Genomic DNA, 20,350 nt, shown 5'->3' on the forward strand with positions numbered 1-20,350 from the left:
TCGCGGAGTTGACTTCAAAAAGCTATCGTTGATCGAGCGAGGGTCCCGGTGGCTCGTCGCGTCACTGTCCGCCGCTCACCAGGGGGTCGAATGATCATTCCCGGCACCCCCGGCGCGGACCTGCTCGCCGCATTGCCCAAGGTGGAACTGCATGTGCACCTGCTGGGTTCGGCGGCCGTGTCGACGGTGGCGCAATTGGCGGCGCTGCGGCCGGAGGTCGGCGTCCCCACCGATGCGGCGGCCGTGCGAGAGTACTTCCGCTTCACCGATTTCGGGCATTTCATCGCGGTGTACACGGCGGTCAATCGTTTGGTCACCAGCGGTGCGGAGGTGCAGGCGCTGGTGGTAGGTCTCGGCGCGCAGCTCGCGGAGCAGCATGTCCGCTATGCCGAGGTGACGGTCACGGCACTGTCGCATCTGCGCATGGGCATCGCCCCCGACGAATTGGCGCAGGCATTGGCGTCGGGTCGCGCGCTCGTCGCGAAACAACATGGTGTGCACCTGAATTGGATCATCGACGTCTCGGGCGACGTCGGCGTGGCGGGCGCGCAGGCCACGCTGGACTGGCTGCTGGACCACCAGCCCGACGGCGCGGTCGGCTTCGGCCTCGGCGGTCCGGAGGCGGGTGCGCCGCGCCGCATGTTCCGTGCCGTATTCCAGAAGGCCAGGGCCAATGGCCTGCACTCGGTGCCGCACGCGGGGGAGACCACCACCGCCACCGAGATCTGGTCCGCCATCGAAGATCTCGGCGCCGAACGCATCGGCCACGGTATTCGCGCGGTGGACGATCCCCGCCTGCTCGAGCAGTTGGCGCGGCGCGGCATCACCCTCGAGATCTGCCCGACGTCGAATATCCGCACGGGCGCGGTCCCCGATCTCGCGGCCCATCCGCTGCCCGCGCTGCTGGCCGCCGGGGTCCCGGTCACCCTCGGCACCGACGACCCGGCCATGTTCGGCACGACGCTGAAGCACGAATTCCGGCTCTGTCACGAACAACTCGGCCTCCCGATCCCCGCGCTCATCGGAGTGCTCGAGCGGGGGATCGATGCCGCGTTCTGCCCGGCATGGCTGGCGCGCGAGCTGCACCGCGAGTTGCGTGCGGCCGTAGCTACAGAGAGCGAGTGTTGAGGTATGCGAACGGGATTGGCGCTCACGCTGCGCGCCACACAGGTCGCGGGCACCACCGCCGCCGTCGTGCTGCCCGCACTCGCGGTCGGTCTCCTCCAGCGGGTTCGCTACGGTCCACCGGCCGGTCGCCGCCACGTGAACCGCAGGCTGGTTGCACTGCTCATGGCGCTCGGTCCCACCTTCGTCAAGGCCGGTCAGGTCCTCGGCACCCGACGCGACCTGCTGCCGCGCGCGCTGTGCGATGAGCTGTCGCTGCTGCAGGATTCGGTCGAGCCGCTGGATGCCGCACAGACCGCCGTCGCGCTGGCCGAGGCGTACGGCGCGGACGTGGCGGCGGTATTCGCCGAATTGGATGCGCGTCCGGTCGCGTCCGGCAGCGTCGCCTCGGTCTATCGGGGTCGGCTGCACACCGGCCAGGACGTCGCGGTGAAGCTGCGCAGGCCCGGAATAGAGCGGGTGATGGCGCAGGATCTGGCGCTCATGCGTGCCGGCGCGGCGCTCATGGCCCGATTGCCGATGTTTCGCGGGCTCCCGGTCAACGAGGTGGTGGCCAATATGTCCGGGGCCGTGCTCGGGCAGCTCGATTTCGAGCGGGAGGCCGACAACCTGCGTCGGCTGCGCAAGAACCTGTCCGAGGTGCCCAGGGTGTGGGTGCCGAAGGTGTATCCGGAGGCGTGCCGTCCGCGCTGCATCGTCATGGAGTTCATCCCGGATCTGGCGGTGAACACCGCCGAATCCTGTTCGGCCGCGGCCCGAAAGCGCTTCGCCGCCTCCGGGATGGCCGCGATGTATCAGATGCTGTTCGTGGACGGATTCGTGCACTGCGATATGCATCCGGGAAATCTGTATTTCACCAGGGCCGCGCAGGTGGTGGTGCTCGACGCCGGATTCAGCGTGCAGCTCACCGATCGGCTGCGGCGTTTGTTCGCGGAGTTCTTCATGAATATGGCCATCGGGCGCGGGGTGTACGCCGCCGAGATCGTCATCCAGAGCGCCGAGCGGGTCGCCGCCGACGCCGACCTGCCCGGATTCACCGAGCGCATGGCCGATCTGGTGGTGCGCAGCCACGGTCAGTCCGCGCAGGAGTTCAGCCTCATGGCCTTCGCCATGGAGATGTTCGACCTGATGCGACGCTTCGGCATCCACGCCGCCCCGGAGTTGATCTTCCCGCTGCTGTCGCTGCTGGTGATCGAGGGGGCCATTCGCGCGCTGGATCCGGATATGGATTTCCAGGAGGCGGCCAAACCGCAGTTGATGCGCGGGTTGTTCGGCGAAGGGGGTATTCATGGGCGTTGAGCTGCGCGAGGTCGCGCGGGACTACGTCCACCGGTATCTGCCGGATCGTGAGCCGGACCGCACCGCCTACCGGCTGCGGTGGAATCCCGAATTCGCCCGCCGGGTCGCCGACTATTTCGAGACCGCGCCGTACACGGTCCGCGATCGGCGCTTGGCCGTGCGCTACACCCGATTCAAAGCCGAGAATCTGCGACAGTTCCGCACCGTCGTCGCGGCCGGTATCGCGGTGCGGCCGTGGTTGGAATCGGGTCAGCCCTATCGCGATTCGACGCACCTGCGGGCGGCGGTGCGCGCGGATTCGGAGTTGTTCGTGCATTTGACCTCCGTCGCGCACGGGCCGGGGCCGGGGCTGATCGGACACCCCATGGTCGAGCCGTCCGGAATCGTGGTGGACGGGATCGAGTTGCGCCACAACGATCTGTTCCGCGCGGTGCACGACCTATTCGGACATGTGCTCTCCGACAGTGGTTTCGGTCCGCGCGGGGAGTTCCGAGCGGCGTTCGCGCACCTCGGCATGTATTCGGCGGCGGTGCATCCGGTGGTGTTCACCGAACAGGTGGCTCAGATCTGCTGGTACTTCTTCGGTCCGCGCGCGCACGAGCGGCGGTATCCGCCGCAGAAGGTATTCGAATTCCCGCCGGAATATCCGGCCGGGTTCCGCGCGCTGTTCGCACCTCCCGAATATGACGAAACCCGCTGAAACCTGGGCATTTTCACTTCAATTAGATATAGTGATCTCGTGTCCGAGACGATGAATCTCCGCTTGAACAATCTGCAAGGGATCAGCTCCGCGACACTGGGCGAGCTGATTCGCGACGACTTCCCGATTCTGCGCAGGCGCTTCGGTCCGCATCCGCTCGTCTACCTCGACAATGCCGCCACCACCCAGAAACCGCAGGTGGTCCTGGACGCGCTGGTCGACTATTACGCGGGGGTCAACAGCAATATCGGCCGCGGCTTCTACACGCTCAGCATGGCGGCCACCGATGCCTACGAGAACGCGCGAGAGACGGTGCGGCGCACCCTGAACGCGGGGCGGCCCGAGGAGGTGGTGTTCACCTCCGGCACCACGGGCGCGGTGAATCTGCTCGCCGACACGTTCGGCCGGTCGCGGGTCGGGGCGGGCGATGAGGTCGTCGTCACCGGGATGGAGCACAACTCGAACATGCTGCCGTGGCGGCGGCTGTGCGAGACGGTGGGCGCGCGCATGGTGGTGGTGCCGGTCGAGGCGGACGGCCGGGTCGCGCCCGCGCGCTTCGCCGCCGCACTCGGCCCGCGCGTGCGGCTCGCGGCGGTCGCGCACGCCTCGAATGTGCTCGGCACCGTCAACCCGGTGCGCACCCTGATCGAGGAGGCGCACCGCCACGAGATCCCGGTGGTGGTCGACGGTGCGCAAGCCGTGCCGCACCGCCCGGTCGACGTGCGCGCGCTGGACGCGGACTTCTACTGCTTCTCCGGGCACAAGGTCTACGGCCCCATGGGTATCGGCGTGCTCTACGGCAAATACGCGCTGCTGTCGGAACTTTCGCCCTATCAGGTGGGCGGCGGCACGGTGAAGGGTGTCACGCTGGACACCCCGGTGGGCTACGTGCCGGTGCCCGCCCGACTCGAGGCGGGCACCCCGCACGTGGCGGGCGCGGTCGGACTCGCGGCGGCGCTGGACTACCTCGCGGCCCTGGGGTGGCAGCGCGTGCGCGGCCATGACGAACACCTGGTGCGCGCCGCCGTCGAAACATTCGGCGCGGTGCCGGGCGTGCGGGTGCTCGGCGATCCGGCCGCCGACCCGAACGGCATCGTCTCGCTCGTGGTCGATGGCATCCATCCCTACGATGTCGGCGGCCACCTGAACCAGCACGGTGTGGCCGTGCGCAGCGGCGTGCACTGCGCCAATGTCTTCGTCGACACCTTCGGCGTGGTCGGCACCGTGCGGCTGTCGTTCGGGATCTACAACACCGAGGACGAGATCGACGTGGTGCGCCGGGCGCTGAGCACCGTCGCACCGGGCGTATGGACCAAAGACCATCCCACCGAACGTTTCCTGGCTATCGATCCGGCGAAGGGACACTCATGACCACGGCGGCCTTCGACCCGGTGGCCTTCAAGAACACCCAGCGGGTCAACTGGAATGCCATCAGCTCCGGATGGCTGTCCTGCGAGGCGGATTTCGAATCGGGCGGCGCACCCGTCACGGCCCGACTGCTGGAACTCGGCGGCGTGCGCGCCGGGCAGCGCGTCCTGGATATCGGCACGGGCACCGGGCAACCCGCGCTCACCGCGGCCGCGGTGGTCGGCCCCGCCGGGCGCGTCGTCGGTATCGATCTCGCGCCCGAGATGATCGCGCTGGCCGCCGATCGCGCACCCGCGAACGCGGAATTCCGGGTCGGGGACGCGGATTCGATGGAATTCCCGGACGCGTCCTTCGATGTGGTGCTCAGCCGGTGGGGTCTGATGTTCGCCGTGGACCGCACGGCACTGTTCCGCACGGTCGAGCGCGTGCTGACTCGAGGCGGGGTGCTCGCCGCCGCCGTCTGGGCCGAGCCCGCCGCCGCGCCGATGATGTCACTGGGCTACCGCGTCCTGGCCGAAAGGCTGGAACTCCCAACGGGTCCCGCGGGTGCGCCCGGCCCGTTCAGCATGGCCGATCCGGATCTGATCGCGGCGGAATTGGCCGAGGCGGGTTTCGCCGAGGTGTCCGTCCAGCTCTACGAGGTGCCGTTCCTGGTCGAATCACCGGGTCGCTACGCGGAATTCAACAAGGTGGTCAGCCCGCCCGGTCTCAAGGACAAGATCAGGGAGCGGTTCGGCAGCGTCGACGACGCGCCGACGTGGGCCGCCGTCGGCGCGGCCGTCGAACCCTACCGCCGCCCCGACGGCCGGGTCGCCCTGCCGAGCACGACATTGTTGCTGCGCGCCGTCGCGAATGGCTGACCCGAATGCGCTTCGACACCAGACTCATTCACAGCGGCCAGCCGCCCACTCCCGGCACCGGCGATATCGTGCCGCCCATCCACATGGCCACCACCTACGACCGCTTCCAGCAGGATCCGCCGCGCCACTTCTATTCTCGCGGTGAGAATCCCACCAGGGAGGCGCTGGAGGAATGCCTCGCCGCCCTCGAGGACGCGCGGCACTGCGCCGTGTTCTCCTCCGGTCAAGCGGCGGCCACGGCGGCCCTGTCCCTGCTCACGCCCGGCCAGCGGCTGGTGTCCTCCCGCGATGTCTACGGTGGCACCTACGCGCTGTTCGAGGTGCTCTCGCGCTACGGAATCCGGGTCGACTACGCGGATTTCACCGATTCCGAGCAGTTGCGTCGGGTCCTGTCCACCGAGGCGGCGATGGTCTGGGTGGAGACGCCGAGCAATCCGCTGCTCGAACTCACCGACCTGACCGAGGTCGTCGCACTCGCGCGCGGCGCGACGGTGGTCGTCGACAACACCTTCGCCAGCCCGGCGCTGCAACGCCCGCTGGATCTCGGCGCACAGGTAAGCCTTTACAGCACAACGAAATTCATCGCGGGCCACGCGGATGTACTCGGCGGCGCGCTGGTCTGCGATATCGAGGCGCTGCATCGGCGTTTCGTCGCGCATCGCACGGTTACCGGCGGCGTGCCCGGCGGACTCGATTGTTACCTGGTGCATCGCGGGGTGAAGACGCTCTCGCTGCGGGTGGCGCGGCAGGGGGAGACGGCACAGTTGCTGGCCGAGATGTTGGCGGCGGCCCCGGCGGTGGCCGAGGTGAAATACCCCGGCCTGCCCACGCATCCGCAGCGTCACCTGGTCGGCACGCAGATGTCGGGCCCCGGCTCGATCGTGAGCTTCCGCTATCGCGGCGATCCGGAGAAGCTGATGGCCCGCACCGAATTGTTCGCGTGCGCGGTGAGTTTGGGCGGTGTGCGCTCGCTCATCGAATGTCCGGCCCTGATGACCCACCGTCCGATACCGCGCGAGACCCGCCTCGCGGTCGGTATCACCGATGACCTGATCCGGCTGTCGGCCGGAATCGAGGACCCGGCCGATCTGGTCGCGGATCTGCGGCGCGCGATGGAAGGTGACCGATGACCAATTCCCCAGCCCCCGAGGGTGTAGCACTGCTCGACGGCGGCGTCGCCAGTGAACTCGAGCGCGCGGGCCTGCCGATGGCCGACCCCTGGTGGACCACGGACGCGTTGCGCACCGGGGCCAAACGGCAGATCCTGCAATCGGTGCACGAGGCGTATCTGGCGGCGGGCGCGCAGGTGATCACCGCCAACACCTTTCGCACGAATCTGCGCGCTTTGAGTCGCACCCGGCTCGACGAGGCCGGTCGGGCCTGGATGGTGCACGCGGCCGTCGGCGTCGCGGGCGCCGCGCGCAAGGAGGCTCGCGCTCCGGAGGCGTTGATCGCCGGGTCCATCGCACCTGTGGAGGATGCCTACCGCCCGGATCTGGTCCCGCCCGACGACGAGTTGCGGGCCGAACATCGTTGGCTGGCCACCGAACTGTCCCGCGCCGGGGTCGATCTGTACCTGCTGGAGACCATGAACACCATCCGGGAGGCCAGGATCGCGCTCGAACAGGTGCTCGCCGTCGGCGGCCGGGCCTGGGTCGGCTTCGCCTGCGGCGCGGACGGCCGTCTCATCTCGGGGGAGGACCTGTCCGGCGCGGTGCACGCGGTGCAGCGCGACGGGGCCGAGGCGGTGCTGGTCAATTGCAGTACGCCCGAGGCCACCGAGAAGGCCATGCGCGCGCTGTGCCGGGGCAAGGCCGGACTCATCGGCGCGTATCCGAACAATGAGGACCGCACCGTCGCGCACGAGGGCGCGCAGCCGAGCGCGCTGAATCCGGAGCAGTTCGCCGAACTGCTGGTCAAATGGCGCTCGGCCTACGGCCTCGATATCCTCGGCGGCTGCTGTGGCGTCTCGCCCGCGCATCTCGCGGCGGCGCGAGATGCGCTGGGTGGGTGACTACTTCGCGAACTGGGTGGCGGTGATGTGTTCGAGTTGCCGCTGCCTGGTCTCGGGTCCGTAGATCGCGAGCGCGCCGACGGCCAAGGCCAGCGGCGCCACGCCCACCGCGGCGGTGAACCGTATCGACGGTGCCGCGAACGCGGCCACCGCCGCCGCCAGGATGAGCACACCGCCCGCCTTGGTCGCCGCCGCCGAGAGCCCGCTGCCGCGCGCCCGCACCACGGTCGGATACACCTCGGCGGTGTAGGCGGCCAGCACGGCATTGAGAATATTGATGCCCCAGATGGGAACGATCAGCAGCACATACAGCGCGACCCGATTGTCGACGACGCTGTCGCCGAAGGCGATGAACGCGCTCAACGCCACCGTCATCACCCCGACCAGCAGCAGCACGGTCTTCTTGCTGCTCCAGAAGCCGTAGAGCAGCGCGACCGGAATACTCAGGGGGAAGCCGAGTATCGCGGCATTGCGCAGCACCGAACTGGCGTTCACCTCCGAGAGTCCGAGCCGTTGCAGATTCGAAGGTATCCACTGCTGGAACCCGAACTGTGTGGTCCCGACCCCGATGGCCAGCAGCACCACCGCGATGGACAGTCCGAGGAAGGGGCGGCGCAGCAATTGCCGTGTGCTGGTGTCCTCGGTGCGCGCAGCCGCTGTCTCCTCGATGATCTCGGCGCCGTACCGGCGCAGCACCGCCGCCGCCTCCTGCGGTCGATTCATCCGCAGCAGGAATCGCGGCGATTCCGGAATCCATCGATTGAGCACGAAAAGCGCCAGCCCCGTGGGCAATCCGATCAGCCACAGCAGCCGCCAGCCGAATCGGTCCGGTGCCGCCCAGGTGGCCGCCAGCCAGCTGACGATGATGTAGGCCCCCGCGATATCGCTGCCGATGAGGATCATCATCCAGCCCCGATGCCTGCGCGGCACCGTCTCCGAGAGCAGTGCGAAGGTGATGGGCAGCATTCCGCCCACCCCGAGCCCCATGGCCAGGCACATGGCCAGATTCATCCAGTATTCGGGCATGGCCCCGCAGGTCGAGGTGGCGATGAACAGCACGCCCGCCAGCAGGATGGAGGCGCGCCGCCCGATTCGATCGCCCAGGAAGCCCCAAAGGAAAGCCCCGAGCATTGTTCCGGTGATCCCGAAGAGGGGATACAGCGCGATCGGCAGCGCGTCGGCCGTCGGATGCAGTGGTCCGCGCAGGCCGTATTCCGCCGCCGCCCCCGGCGCGGTGAAGGCCAGCGCCACCGGTTTCATCACATCGATGGTGACCGCGGCCGCCAGCGCGAGCAGCAGGGCGATATGCGCCGGCCGGATCGGGGCGTCGTCGAGCGGGGCGACGCTGAGGCGAACCGGACTGGGGCGCACCGCGTTTCGGGCAGGCACCAGCCCGTGGATCGACAGTCCGACGCCGAGAACGAGCAGCGCCATACCCACGAGCATGTCCGGACTCATCGGCATGCCGACGAGTCGATAGCCCATATCCCGTGCCATCAGATACATCGGCAGGTGCAGGGCCGCGCCCACTACGGTGAGGGCGACGCCGAGCCAGAAGACCGCGGGTCGCGCGGTGGTGGCGGGGCTTGGATCCATCCTGTTGCTCCTTACTCGCGGAAAACCCGCGTGAAACTATCTGTTGTTGAAGCTTGTGAATGCGTCGGAAATTGCCGTCCGCAATGCGGCCCGCGCCTGCGTCGCCGCCGATTCCGCGCGGTCGCGCGGCCGATCCGTGATCGCCCCCGATTACCATGTCTCTATGTAGCTACCAATGGCCGTTTCAGTTCCGACAAGGTCGAGGACACCGGCTGGACAAATCTCGAGGTGACCCATGGGAACGAAGCGATACGCGCAGATGTGCGCGGTGGCGGCATCGCTCGATATCGTCGGCGAGCGGTGGACATTGCTCATCATCCGCGATCTCATGACCGGCCCGAAGCGCTATAACCAACTCCTGGACGAGACGCTGGTCGGCATCGGCCCGAACCTGCTGGCCGCCCGTCTGCAGATGCTTACCGAAGCGGGCATCATCGCCCGCGAAACGGTCTCCGGCGACCGGCGCGGCGTCTCCTATCGGCTCACCCCCAGCGGCGAGGCGCTGCGCCCGGTCATCATCGGCCTGGCCTCGTGGGGTCTGTCGCATGTGGCCTCCTCCGAATCGGGCGGGGTGGTGCGCGCCGAATGGGGCCGGGTCGCGCTCGAGGCCATGGTCGCGGTCGGCCCGCCGCCCGAGGTCGACGAGGACTACGAATTCCAGATCGGCAGTGAGCTTTTCCACGTGCACTGCGCCGACGGCGTGGCGCGCGTGGTCAACGGACCGGTGGTGGGGGCGGCGGCGCTCGTGGTCACCGCCGATCCGGAGACCTTCATCAAGGTCGGCACCGAACAGCTCGGCGTCCTCGATGCCGTCCTGTCCGGCAAGGTCGTGATCACCGGGGACACGGTCGCGCTGGAGCGTTGCCTGCGGCTGCTCGACCTGGAACTCACCGCCAAACCCGCGGCAGGCGAAGTGGTCGACGTTTCCTGAGCCCACCTCACCCCGCCGCAACACGCAGCTCGTCGGCGTAGGGTTCCAGCGCGCGGCGCAGGCTCTCGGGTATTCGAGTCGGCTCCACCTCGGTCCCGGTGCCGCGCAGACAGGCCACCCGCTGCCTGCCGCGCGCGACCAGGCGTTCGGATCCGGACTCGTCGATATCCAGGTAGGCGAATTCGAACTCCAGTTGGGTCTGGGTGAGATCCACCAGTGTCATGCGGATGGTGAGTCGCTGGAACGCGCTCAATTCCGCGTAGTACTCGCATTCGCACTTGAGCGTGAACAGCTTCAGATCGCGGCGGATCTCCTCCACCACCTCCGGGGCATGCTCGAGCAGGAACATCTCCCGGCAACGACCCTGCCAGCGCAGGTAATTCACGAAATACACATTGCCGACCAGATTCGTCTCCTCGAAGCCGACCGTGTGGGCCATCTCGTAAGCGCGCATGTCTCAACCCTTCTCGACCACGCAGAGCACGACCGGACGATCCGGTCCCGGCCCGCCGACCGTGGTGCGCAACGACCACACCAGATCCGAGCCGTGTCGGAAGGCCAGCCAGCCCGCGTGGGCCATCTCGCCATGGCGGCCGTCCAGTGTCAGCCACGGTCGGGTGACCGTGCCGCCGAGTTTGGTGACCGCCTCGCGCGCCCCCCACACCCGCGTCGCGGCCGCGGCGAACGATTCGCCCGCCGCTCTGGCGCACGCCTCGGCCAGTGCCACACCGGACTTGCCCAGCAGCGTGTTCCATTCGGCCGAGGCGCGCTGCTCGACCGTCTCGATATCGCAGCCGACCCGGCGCGTGCCGACCACCGCGATCGTCAGACCCGCGTCGTGCGAGAAGCTGGCGTGTTCGCCGGGAATCTCCGGTTGCCCGTCGGGTCGGTAGTGGATCGGCACGGTGCGACCCAGCGCGGCCGTCAGCGCCCGCGCGCTGGCCGCGCGATGATCGTCGGCCCGATCCCGAATCACGGCCACCCGCACCGGTTCCGGCAGCAGCGCGTCGAATTCGCGCTGGAGGTAGGGGCCGAGCAGTTCGGGAGTCCACGCCCGCGGCGACAGCGGGGCGACGGCGGTCAACTCCAGTCCCTCCCAGACCGCGACGGGCGCGCCGTCGGGATCGAGGGCGGTGAGGTCGTAGGTGTAGACCGCGCCCTCCTGCCCGCGTTCGACCGCCCGCAACGTCACCTCGCGCGCCCGATGCGAGAACCCGCGCACCACGGCGATTTTCGACGGCAGCAGGGTCGCGTCCGGTACGCACACCTGGATGGCGTGCATGAACGCGTCGCGCGCGGCGGGATCGTCCAGGACCAGACCGTTGGGCACCATGGGGGAGAACCAGCGCCGCGCCCCGACGCCGATCCGAGCGACACAGGCGCGCGCCGCCACGTGTCGATAGTCGTGCACAGCCCGAAATATCGGACCGTGGAACATGATTCGGTCATAGAAGTCCGAATCGATCGGCATGCCGAGACTCGGCGGCTCGGCCGTCGCCTCGACGGTGGGCGCCTTCGCATCCGCAGGCCGACACACGCCCCGGAAATGGTCGAGCTGAAATCCCGTGCCACCGCATCGAATAACGACCCGAACCGCATCGCCCGAACGCAACGCGGCCACCCGTATCGTCACGCCCTCGGCCGGAACCACGATCGGCCGCAGGAACTCCACCTCGTGCAGATCGATACCCTCGTGCGGACCGAGCAGAGCCGTCGCCGCCTGTGCCATCGCCTCCATCCCCATGACGGCCGGGAACAGCGCGTCACCGGCCAGACGGTGTTCGGCCAGATACGGATCCGTGCCGGTGGAGATATCGGCGTCGGCGACCAGTTCGATGCCGGGGAAGTGCAGCCGGGGGCGCTCCAGAAAGCGCAGCAGCGGCAGTTCGGCATCCTCGAAGCGGATCGTCGGCAGCGACATGGTGCGGCCCAGGACGACCACACCGGTCGGACCGTGCGCGGCGCGCAGCAGATCCAGCATCACCTCGATCCCGGCATCGGTGGACAGCGGCTCGATCCCCTCGCGCATCAGCGAATCCAGCACGCCGAGCCGCTCGCCCATGCCGGTGCCCGCCCACACCGACCATTCGATGGTCAGGCAGCGACACCACGGCATTTCGCGGTCCAGCCGATCGATCGCCGCGCGCAACCAGTCATTGGCCAGCGCGTAGTGCGCCTCGCCGCGCAGACCCGCGCGACCGATGATGCTGCCGAAACCGACCACCACCCGCAGGGCGTCCCGATCGACCGCCGCTAGGAGATGGTGCAGCCCATCGACTTTCGGCGCGAGAGTGTGCTGGATCTCGGCGGCGGTGAGCGATCCGATGGCGGCGGGTGCGTTGCGGGCCGCGCCGTGCAGGATGCCGGTGATCTCGCCCAACTCCGCGCGCACCGCGGCCACGGCGGCGGCCACCCGCTCGGGATCGGTCACATCGGCGACGAAATACCGCGCGGTGACACCGGATTCGCGCAGTCGCGCCATATTCGCGGCCACCTCCGGCGCGTCCGGGTCGCTGCGCGCCAGGACGGCCAGCCCGCACCCGGTGGCACGGGCCAGCGCCAGCGCGCATTCCACGGTGATCCCGCGCGCCCCGCCGGTGACGGCCAGAACATCGTCGGGACCCAGCGGCAATTCGCCGCATTCGAGCGTGAGCTCGCGCAGCACCGGTTCGGCGCGGGCGCCCCACGCGTCGTAGCCCACCTCGCGGAAGGTCTCGGTGGCGGCGATATCCGCGCAGATCAACCGCGCGGTATCGGTGGGCGGCGCGTCGGGTGCGGTATGGACGACGGTCGTGCGGATCGAGGGCGCCTCCAGGTGCAGGGATTTGGCGAATGCCGCCGCACCGTGCTCGTCGTCGTCCACCACGACGAAAGGCACCTGCTCCGTCAGCGCGGCCTGCGCCGCCGCGAGCATGCGGTCGATCGATTCCGGGTCCGTGCCCGCCCGCAGCAGCACTCCGCTGCCGAGCGGTTGGGCATCGAGCCTGCGCCGCACCGCGGCGGCGAGCCGATCGTCCTTGGGCGCGAACACCTTCCAGTGTCCGGGCGCACCCGGTCGCAGCGGTGGCAGCGGACGACGCACGAGGTCGACGCGGAACGGCCGGACCCACGGCGCCACCCCCGGCAGCTCATCGCGTCCGGGCGCGTCCGCACCCGCGACGGCCGCCGCCTCGATGGCGGCGGCCAGTTCGGCGATGGTGGCGGTCGCGACATTGGTGGTCGGCTCCGGCACCGAACCGCCCAGCCGCTGTACCGCATCGGCCACCAACTGGGTGATGGTGATGCTGCTCAGATGCAGATCGTCCATCGGACGCAACTGCGGAGTGATGTCGTCGAGGGCGAGTTCGGCTCGGCCCGCGAGCAATTCGCGCAGGGTGTCGAAGGCGGATCCGGAGACCGCCGCCGACTCGACGGCGGGTGCGGCGGACTTGCGGGGTCGGGTCCGGCGCACCTGCGAATCGTCCGGCGCGTGCTCACAGGGACTTTCGAGGAAGACGAACCGCTTGTCCAACGCGAAGGGCCGATGGAAGCGTTCGGCGTCGAGCGCGCGCAGATCAGGATGCGCGCCGAGTGCGTAGCAGGCCCCCAGCGCGCGCAGCACGCCCGCGACCGAACCCCCGTCTGTCTCCATGGCCACCACCGGCACACCGGGACAGATCTCGGCGGCGGGCGCGAGCAACGTCGGACCGGGACCGACCTCGATGAGCAGATCGCACTTCTCGGCCAACTGGGACAGCGCGTCGGCGAAGCGGACCGGCGCGCGCACCTGCCGCTCCAGCAGTTCGGGGACCTCGGTGCCCGGTTCCAACGGACCAGCGGTCACCGTCGAGACCATGCCCGGCCGCTCGACCTGACCGATTGTCAACTGTTCGAGGTAGTCGCGGAAGGTGCGCGCGGCAGGCGCGACCAAGGGGGAGTGGAAGGCATGCGAGACGGTCAGCACCTGAGCGCGCAGCCCCGCCGCGCGCGCACGGGCGAGCACCGCCTCCACGGCGGAGACCGGTCCGGCGATGACGGTATTGTCCGGGCCGTTGTAGCCCGCGATCACCGCAGGACCGTCGCCGATCAGCGCGGCCACCCGGTCGGCGTCCGCGCGCAGCGCGGCCATGGTCCCGGTCTGGGTCGCCGATCCCGAACGCATGGCACGGCCGCGGAATTCGGCTGTGCGCACCAGATCCGCCTCACCGAATACACCGGCCCAGTGCAGCGCGGTGAGTTCGCCGAGACTGTGGCCGACACAGCCGACCGCGGTCACCTCGGCGGCCGCGAGCAGCCGCAGGCCCGCCAGCGAGGCGGTGACGATGCGCGGCTGGGCGTCCTCGGTGGCCGGACCGCCCTCGCGGGCACCGACCTGCCGATACAGCTGCGCCACCGCACCGAAACGGCGGGCCGTCGCGCCGCCGTCGCCGCGTCCCGGCGCGCCCTGTCCCGGAAAGAGATAGCCGATGCGCGGTTCGGGTTCGGGCTGGGCACAGAGGAATTGGCCGCGCTCGGGATCCACCCGCCTGCGCTCGCCCGCCGCGAGCGCCTCGGCCAGGTCGAGCAGCCTTTCCTCGGCCCGACGCTGATCGGTGACAACGGCCGCCCTGGCGGGCAGATCGGCATCGGTGCGGATCAATTCGGCGGCCAGATCACCGAGTTCGGCGAAGGAGCACTTGGCGGCCAATGCCGCGATCTCGCGCAGCCGAGACTGCAACCGCGCCGGGGTCGCCGCCGAGAGCACCAGCAGTTCCGCGTCCTGGGCGCTGTGCGTGAGCCGGGTGTGCAAGGTCTTCGTCAGCGGACGCGGCGGCTGTCTGCTGGTCAGCACCACATGGGTGTTGATCCCGCCGAATCCCAGCGCGGACACCCCGGCCCGGCGCGGTCCGCCCTCGGGCCATGGCCGCGCCGAATCCGGCAGGTACAGACGATCTTTCGTGCCGGCCAGCATGGGATGGGGGCGCTCGTTGCCGGTCACCGGCGGTATGACGCCGTGCTGCACGGCCAGCGCCGCCTTGATCAGCGCCGCGATTCCGGCCGCCGCCTTGGTGTGCCCGATATTGCCTTTGATGGTGCCGAGCGCGACCGGTGGACGGTCGGCGGGCCGCGCGGTCAGCGCCGTGTCGAATGCCTCGAGTTCGGTGCGGTCGCCGACGGCGGTCCCGGTGCCGTGCCCCTCGAGATAGTCGACCGACTCCACGCCGAATCCGGCCATCCGATAGGCCCTTTCGATGGCGCGCAGGTGCCCGCCTCGATCCGGTCGGGTGATACCGCCGCGTCCGTCGGAGGAGATGCCCCACCCCGCGATCGTCGCGTAGCCGCGCAGGCCGCGCGCCACGGCGTCATCGGCGCGCAGCAGCACGACCGCGCCGCAGCCCTCACCGGGCCAGAAACCATTGGAGCGCTCGTCGTAAACGCGCATTCCCGAGGTGGACAGCGCCTTGGTCTTGGCGAATCCGATCAGCTCGAACGGGTCGATCGATAGGTCGACACCGCCGACCACGGCCGCGTCGATCCGGCCCGCCGCCAGCGCCTCACCCGCCTGCGTCACCGCGAGCAGCGCGGAGGAGCAGGCGCCGTCCACGGTGAAACCGCCACCGCCGAAATCGAAGTGGTTGCAGATGCGCCCCGCGATGGTGTTGGCCAGTCCGCCCGCCAGACTGTCCTCGGTGATCTCCGGGAACGGGGCCTTGTAATCGTCCTCGTATTCGTCGAGGAACGCGCCGATCTCCTCGGTGTCCCAACCCTTTCGCCGCAGCGCGCCGGTTAGCGTGCGGCGCACATAGGGCCAGCGCAGCCGCATCCCGGTCGCCCGCGTCATATCGCCGGTGAGGGTATTGCCGATGACAACGCCGGTGCGCGCCCGATCCAACCCCTCGCCCGCCGGGAAACCCGCGTCTTCCAGGGCCGCCGCCGCCGTATCGAGCGCGAGCCAGTGCGCGATATCGGTGGCGCGAAATACGTTGGCCGCCACCCGATGTCGCGCCCGATCGAAACTCCAGCCCTCCAGTACGGCGGCGTGGGTGGCGTAGTGCCGGTCCGGAGCCGCCGGATCGGCGTCGAAATAGTCGGCGGCATTGAGTCGCTCGTTCGGAACCGGACGGAAGGCGCGGCGACCCGCGAGCACGTTCTCCCAGAGCTGGGCGGGATCCGCCGCGTCGGGGAAGCGGCAGGCCATACCGACGATCGCGAGTCGAACCATCGGCTCAGACCCGCTCTACGGTCGGAACGGGTTGCGCTGCGCCAGGTTCGGTCGTGACGAGTGCCGCCCGGCGGCTGCGCACGAGTCGCACCCCGTGCGCGAGCCACGCGTAGCTGCCGCGGATGGCGCACACGATGGTCACCGCGAAGAACAGTGTGTAGGTCACGTTGAACACCATCAGCAGCCCGTAGACCGTCGCCGCCGCGGCGCCGAACATGAACTGCGCCTTGGCCGGGAATGGCGTCGTCCCCGGATCGGTGATCATATAGTTGGTGAACAGCACGAATGCCGTGCCCGTCATGGTGCCCAGCGCCGCGAACAGCGCCACATCGAACAATTCGGCCCGCACGATCGCCTGAATGACGAATCCCCCCAACCAGCCGACGATCAGCGGCACCCGGCCCACCAGGGTGGCATTGATGACCGTGCCCGCCACCGCGAGCACCAGCGGCACCGCGATCCGGAACATGGTGTTGATGGACTCGCCGAATTCATAAGGCGGCGCGACGCTCACCCAGGCGCTGAAACACAGCAGCACCGCGGTGATCCCGAAGTTGGACGGATTCATGAAATGCTTCATCCGCCCGCCGAATGGCGCCTGCAGCACATACTTGCTGGTGATCGCGGCGACCACGCCGAACAGCACCGGCCAGAACTGATTATTGGCGTACAGCAGCATATTCACGGCCAGCGCGGTGATGTGGGCGGGCAGCAGGAATTCGTACACACCGCGCGCGCCGCGACCCAGGAACCGCGGCCGCATCTGTCGCGACCAAGCGAAGATCACCTCGAAAAGCAGATCGGTCGCGTACGAGCAGACAATCGCCAGAATCGGCCACAGCCAGGGTTGTTCGAAGCCGAGCAGGGTATAGCCGATGATGTTGAGCACGCTGAGCGAGAGCGCGAAATTCCGCAGCGCCAGGTAGCGCTTGTCCTTCACAGGTGCGGGTTTGGGCGGTGCGCCATTGGTCGCGGCCTTGCCGTTGACGGACGGCTCGCCGACTCGAAGTTTGCGGGTTAGCGTCGTCATGGCGCGGTCGCCTCCTTGGCGATCTCGGTGGCGGTGTCGGCGAGCATCAGGGCATGGGTGCCGGGGCTGAGCTGCAGTGACTGGTGGTGGCGGCCGCCGGACAGATCGAGCCAGTCGATCTCGGCGGTCACCGGAGCGGTCTCGGCGCCGAGCCCGAAGTGCACGTCGAAGCTGCGCTTCCCGGAATGTCCACTGCCGCCGTCGAGTTGGTTGCGCATCGTGCGACCGTCGGCGGTGCGCACGGTGACGATCGCGTTGTAGGCGGGCTGGCCGAGGGAGTTGCGGTCGGCGGCCGGTCGATACAGCCGCAGCGACAGCGAATGACCGAGATCCGGCGAGCGATTGGCGAAGAACTCCGGCGCGCCCCACTGCCTGGCCACCGCGAAATCGAGAACTCCGGTGCCGGTGGTGTCGCCGATGGCGACCCCGCGGGACGGCAACTCCGCACCGGTGCCCGCCTGGCGGGTGATATCGACATACTTTCCGCCACCGCCTTTGGCATAGAGCGCCATGGTGTCGCGACCGGAGAGATCGTCGCCGGGCGTCACGCGCGGCCACAGTTCGGGGGCGTGCAGCAGCACATCATTGGCCGTGGCCAACTCCTGCAGCCAGGCCCAGCGATCGGCGGCATTGCCGCCCTGGACGAATCCGGTCGTTTGCAGCACATCGAGCGTCCCGGAATTGCGCAGGTCGGCGGCCTTCACATCCCAGCACCAGCCGGTCCAGGCCAGGCCGAGCTCCTGGGCGTGCTGGCTGAACGGCGCGCGGCCGTCGGCGAGTTCGCGACGCATATCGGCGACGGTGGCGGCGTCATTGCGCCAGACGAAATTACTTTCCAGCAGACCCCACGGCGCGGTGATATTGCTGACGACCATATCGAATTTGCCGCGTCCGTACATGTCGACGAAATCGACGCCCATCCCCTTGAAGGAGTCCTGGCCGAGCACGAACGATTTCGGAGTGGTCCAGTCGCGCGAACCGGTCGCGGTGCTGAATTTGATATGACCCGGCGTCGACTGGTTGTAGAGCAGATGATCGTGGCCGAAATCATTGGCGACATAGAGTGCCGGTCGCAAATCGCCGGTCAAATCGGCCGCGCCGAGTGCCAGCGTCCAACCGGTGCGGTCATCGACCGGTATCGCATCCTTGTCCTCGACGTAGACCGGATTGCCCGCGGCGTCATTGTTGGTCCAGCGCAGCACCCGCTCGCCCGCCGCGTTCCTGGCATTCGACATGGAATCGTTCATCACCACATCGGGATGCCCATTCGGATCGAGAACCCCGGAATTCGGGAAGTAATTACCGACTATCAGATCCGGATGTCCGTCGCCGTCGAAGTCGGCGATCGAGATCGCGTTGGTATTCCACAGCTCGCCGTTGTACCTTCCGGAAACACTTCCGGAAGGAATTACCTCCACCGGTGTATACGAGGCGGCGGACAACCCGGCGGAACCGTTGTTGCGGAAGATGATCGGCGTGCGACCCCAGTAGTACACGAGCAGATCCGTGCGCCCGCTCCCGGTGAAATCGCCCGGCGCGCAACCCATCGGGGCCATCGTCGAATCCAGCACCAGCGGATCGGGTCGCAGCGTGAACGGGGTGAAGCGATCGGCCTGCGGTGCGGTCGGGGCGTAGGTGACCACGACCTCGTCGGTCCTGGTGTCCACCAGGCACAGGCCGTCGGAGCGGCCGTGGCCCACCAGATCGTTGATCGCGACGGCCGCGCCGACCGAGGAGATCCATGAGCTGATTCTCTCGTAGGCCGGATTCACCTGGCGCACAGTCCGTTTGGGAAGGCTCCCGTAGCCCGGCGGCATGTCGATCGGCAGGGATCGCAGCTGGTACCCTGCGGCCACGGCCGCCGGATCGTCGGTGGCCACCCGCGCCGACCCGACGAAGAAGATCGTCGCCAGCAGCAGTGCGGCGGCCGCGGCGGGTACGAGAATTCGCAAGCGTGAGTTCACATTTCCCCCTTTGGTGCCATCGGCGCGGCCGCCGGGCAGTGGCTGCGAATGCGGGTCCGCCAGACCTCGAAGGCGACGACTCCGTCCACCGTCGGCCGGGTGGGCAGAGTCTCGATGGCGATTCTGGAAGCGTCCGCGATGCGCAGACCGGTCAGCGCGAACAGTGTCGCCTCGGTCTCGGGGAGCACCAGGCCTGCTCGCGCCCGCGCCTCCGCGGCGAATATCGCGCCTTGCCAAAGGCATTCGCGATAGTCGCGGGCCGATTCGATGAGGTGGGCCAATTCTGTCTCGCTCGCGCCACCGGCGTAGGTGGCCGCCAGGCCGAGTCCCGCGTACAGGTCGGCGCGTCGATGTGGCGCGAATCTCTCGATCAGGGTGTGGGCGAGTGCGGGATCGGCGCCCGAGACGAACCACAGCGCCCGTCCGATGCCCTGATCCACGGCATGCGGCGCGTAGTCGTGATGATCCGGCGAAACGAGCGGCGGCCGAGGGTCTACATACTTATCTTTTATGTAACGATCTGTGTGGAAATACGCTTGGTGAAACCCGTATCCGTCCAGTGCCAACCAGATCAACACCTGATCGGTCAACCCGCTCAGCGCCGCCCGATGCAGCGGCCTCGGCAAGCGCGCCAGCGCCCAGCCCGCACCCACATATGTCATGTAGCGGTGCTCATCGGCGACGGCGCGGTATTCGGCGAGGTGCCGCCGGTGTCCCAGCGGCAGTCCGTCCCGAATCGCCATGGCCATGGCCGCACCCTCGAAGGCGAAACCTCTTCGGGCGCTGTCGACTTCGGCCAATCGCGCGGCGGTCTGCGCGGCCGTCGCGCATTCCGTGCCGACACCCAGTCCGGTGATGAATGTGGTACCGGCCCCCTCCAGGGCGGCCGCAGCCCGCGAGTTGCGCGACGGAAATCCGCGAACTGCCAGCGACGCCTCTCCTACATCCGGGGTGAAGATCATATGACGGAGCCGACCGAGTAACGAGACCATCCAGGTCCTCCTTGCATCGGGACTGTTCTCAGATTCGCATCCGAGAGTGGCCCGATGCTTCTTCCCCGTTGCTCACTTCACCAATCGGAAGTATTCTTCCGAACCAATCGTCATAGTTTCCGTCGAGTGCAAGTCGGGGTCCGGCTCGCACCTACCGAGCTGCGGAAGGTGGTGTCGAGACAGCACATGATCAGCCGCTGCGCATAATAACCGCTTCATCGGCGAAGCGTTCACCTCGCAGCCCAACTGTCAAATGGCCTGGCGTGTCGTCGGGGTAATTGATCGGTGCC

14 protein-coding genes are annotated in these 20,350 nt (G+C 68.3%); 8 read left to right on the top strand and 6 right to left on the bottom strand.

What is annotated here, in order from left to right; translation table 11 throughout:
• The first annotated feature begins 90 nt into the window (after window positions 1–90).
• Genes add through D5S18_RS22370 form a run of 7 tightly spaced genes read left to right on the top strand, consistent with a single transcriptional unit; the run spans window position 91 to window position 7,366 of the window.
• Window positions 91–1,128: an adenosine deaminase gene (gene add, locus D5S18_RS22340; RefSeq protein ID WP_120043043.1), complete on the top strand. Its 1,038-nt coding sequence runs from the start codon at window positions 91–93 to the stop codon at window positions 1,126–1,128.
• 3 nt (window positions 1,129–1,131) lie between these two features.
• Window positions 1,132–2,424: an ABC1 kinase family protein gene (locus tag D5S18_RS22345; RefSeq protein WP_120043044.1), complete on the top strand. Its 1,293-nt coding sequence runs from the start codon at window positions 1,132–1,134 to the stop codon at window positions 2,422–2,424.
• Window positions 2,414–3,124: a crotonobetainyl-CoA--carnitine CoA-transferase gene (locus D5S18_RS22350; RefSeq protein ID WP_203236868.1), complete on the top strand. Its 711-nt coding sequence runs from the start codon at window positions 2,414–2,416 to the stop codon at window positions 3,122–3,124. The genes D5S18_RS22345 and D5S18_RS22350 overlap by 11 nt, the downstream gene beginning before the upstream one ends.
• Before the next feature lie 39 nt (window positions 3,125–3,163).
• On the top strand, window positions 3,164–4,495 hold the full coding sequence (locus D5S18_RS22355) for an aminotransferase class V-fold PLP-dependent enzyme (RefSeq protein ID WP_239003939.1): 1,332 nt from the start codon (window positions 3,164–3,166) through the stop codon (window positions 4,493–4,495).
• Entirely contained in the window at window positions 4,492–5,352 is an 861-nt protein-coding gene (locus D5S18_RS22360; protein WP_120043046.1) for a class I SAM-dependent methyltransferase, read from the top strand. Before D5S18_RS22355 ends, D5S18_RS22360 begins: the two co-directional genes overlap by 4 nt.
• Before the next feature lie 5 nt (window positions 5,353–5,357).
• Window positions 5,358–6,482, top strand: coding sequence for a trans-sulfuration enzyme family protein (locus D5S18_RS22365; RefSeq protein WP_120043047.1), 1,125 nt, complete (start codon window positions 5,358–5,360; stop codon window positions 6,480–6,482).
• Window positions 6,479–7,366 carry a homocysteine S-methyltransferase family protein gene (locus tag D5S18_RS22370; protein WP_120043048.1) on the top strand — a complete coding sequence of 296 codons (888 nt, stop codon included), beginning with the start codon at window positions 6,479–6,481 and terminating at the stop codon, window positions 7,364–7,366. The genes D5S18_RS22365 and D5S18_RS22370 overlap by 4 nt, the downstream gene beginning before the upstream one ends.
• Here the strand turns inward: D5S18_RS22370 and D5S18_RS22375 are convergent, their stop codons facing one another.
• Entirely contained in the window at window positions 7,367–8,962 is a 1,596-nt protein-coding gene (locus D5S18_RS22375; protein WP_120043049.1) for an MFS transporter, read from the bottom strand.
• A gap of 235 nt (window positions 8,963–9,197) precedes the next feature.
• Here D5S18_RS22375 and D5S18_RS22380 point away from each other — a divergent pair, with 235 nt between their 5' ends.
• Complete coding sequence (locus D5S18_RS22380) at window positions 9,198–9,893, top strand: winged helix-turn-helix transcriptional regulator (RefSeq protein WP_120043050.1); 696 nt, start codon at window positions 9,198–9,200, stop codon at window positions 9,891–9,893.
• A gap of 7 nt (window positions 9,894–9,900) precedes the next feature.
• Here the strand turns inward: D5S18_RS22380 and D5S18_RS22385 are convergent, their stop codons facing one another.
• From D5S18_RS22385 to D5S18_RS22405, 5 genes are read right to left on the bottom strand one after another with little or no spacing between them, the layout of a single operon-like run.
• Complete coding sequence (locus D5S18_RS22385; protein ID WP_120043051.1) at window positions 9,901–10,347, bottom strand: acyl-CoA thioesterase; 447 nt, start codon at window positions 10,345–10,347, stop codon at window positions 9,901–9,903.
• A 3-nt stretch (window positions 10,348–10,350) separates the two neighbouring features.
• Window positions 10,351–16,074 carry a type I polyketide synthase gene (locus tag D5S18_RS22390; protein WP_120043052.1) on the bottom strand — a complete coding sequence of 1,908 codons (5,724 nt, stop codon included), beginning with the start codon at window positions 16,072–16,074 and terminating at the stop codon, window positions 10,351–10,353.
• Window positions 16,075–16,078: 4 nt separating this feature from the next.
• Window positions 16,079–17,104, bottom strand: coding sequence for an RnfABCDGE type electron transport complex subunit D (locus tag D5S18_RS22395; protein ID WP_120043053.1), 1,026 nt, complete (start codon window positions 17,102–17,104; stop codon window positions 16,079–16,081).
• Window positions 17,101–19,068 carry a CRTAC1 family protein gene (locus D5S18_RS22400; protein WP_239003940.1) on the bottom strand — a complete coding sequence of 656 codons (1,968 nt, stop codon included), beginning with the start codon at window positions 19,066–19,068 and terminating at the stop codon, window positions 17,101–17,103. The genes D5S18_RS22395 and D5S18_RS22400 overlap by 4 nt, the downstream gene beginning before the upstream one ends.
• Entirely contained in the window at window positions 19,065–20,060 is a 996-nt protein-coding gene (locus D5S18_RS22405) for a DUF1702 family protein (RefSeq protein WP_120043054.1), read from the bottom strand. Before D5S18_RS22405 ends, D5S18_RS22400 begins: the two co-directional genes overlap by 4 nt.
• Between the last annotated feature and the right edge of the window lie 290 nt (window positions 20,061–20,350).

This window comes from Nocardia panacis, assembly GCF_003598715.1.
GTDB lineage: Bacteria > Actinomycetota > Actinomycetes > Mycobacteriales > Mycobacteriaceae > Nocardia > Nocardia panacis.

Bases quoted from the DNA above. Each gene is read 5' to 3' on its own strand.
- add (WP_120043043.1), top strand. From the start codon at position 91: ATGATCATTCCCGGCACCCCCGGCGCGGACCTGCTCGCCGCATTGCCC.
- D5S18_RS22345 (WP_120043044.1), top strand. From the start codon at position 1,132: ATGCGAACGGGATTGGCGCTCACGCTGCGCGCCACACAGGTCGCGGGC.
- D5S18_RS22350 (WP_203236868.1), top strand. From the start codon at position 2,414: ATGGGCGTTGAGCTGCGCGAGGTCGCGCGGGACTACGTCCACCGGTAT.
- D5S18_RS22360 (WP_120043046.1), top strand. From the start codon at position 4,492: ATGACCACGGCGGCCTTCGACCCGGTGGCCTTCAAGAACACCCAGCGG.
- D5S18_RS22365 (WP_120043047.1), top strand. From the start codon at position 5,358: ATGCGCTTCGACACCAGACTCATTCACAGCGGCCAGCCGCCCACTCCC.
- D5S18_RS22370 (WP_120043048.1), top strand. From the start codon at position 6,479: ATGACCAATTCCCCAGCCCCCGAGGGTGTAGCACTGCTCGACGGCGGC.
- D5S18_RS22375 (WP_120043049.1), bottom strand. From the start codon at position 8,962: ATGGATCCAAGCCCCGCCACCACCGCGCGACCCGCGGTCTTCTGGCTC.
- D5S18_RS22380 (WP_120043050.1), top strand. From the start codon at position 9,198: ATGGGAACGAAGCGATACGCGCAGATGTGCGCGGTGGCGGCATCGCTC.
- D5S18_RS22385 (WP_120043051.1), bottom strand. From the start codon at position 10,347: ATGCGCGCTTACGAGATGGCCCACACGGTCGGCTTCGAGGAGACGAAT.
- D5S18_RS22390 (WP_120043052.1), bottom strand. From the start codon at position 16,074: ATGGTTCGACTCGCGATCGTCGGTATGGCCTGCCGCTTCCCCGACGCG.
- D5S18_RS22395 (WP_120043053.1), bottom strand. From the start codon at position 17,104: ATGACGACGCTAACCCGCAAACTTCGAGTCGGCGAGCCGTCCGTCAAC.
- D5S18_RS22405 (WP_120043054.1), bottom strand. From the start codon at position 20,060: ATGGTCTCGTTACTCGGTCGGCTCCGTCATATGATCTTCACCCCGGAT.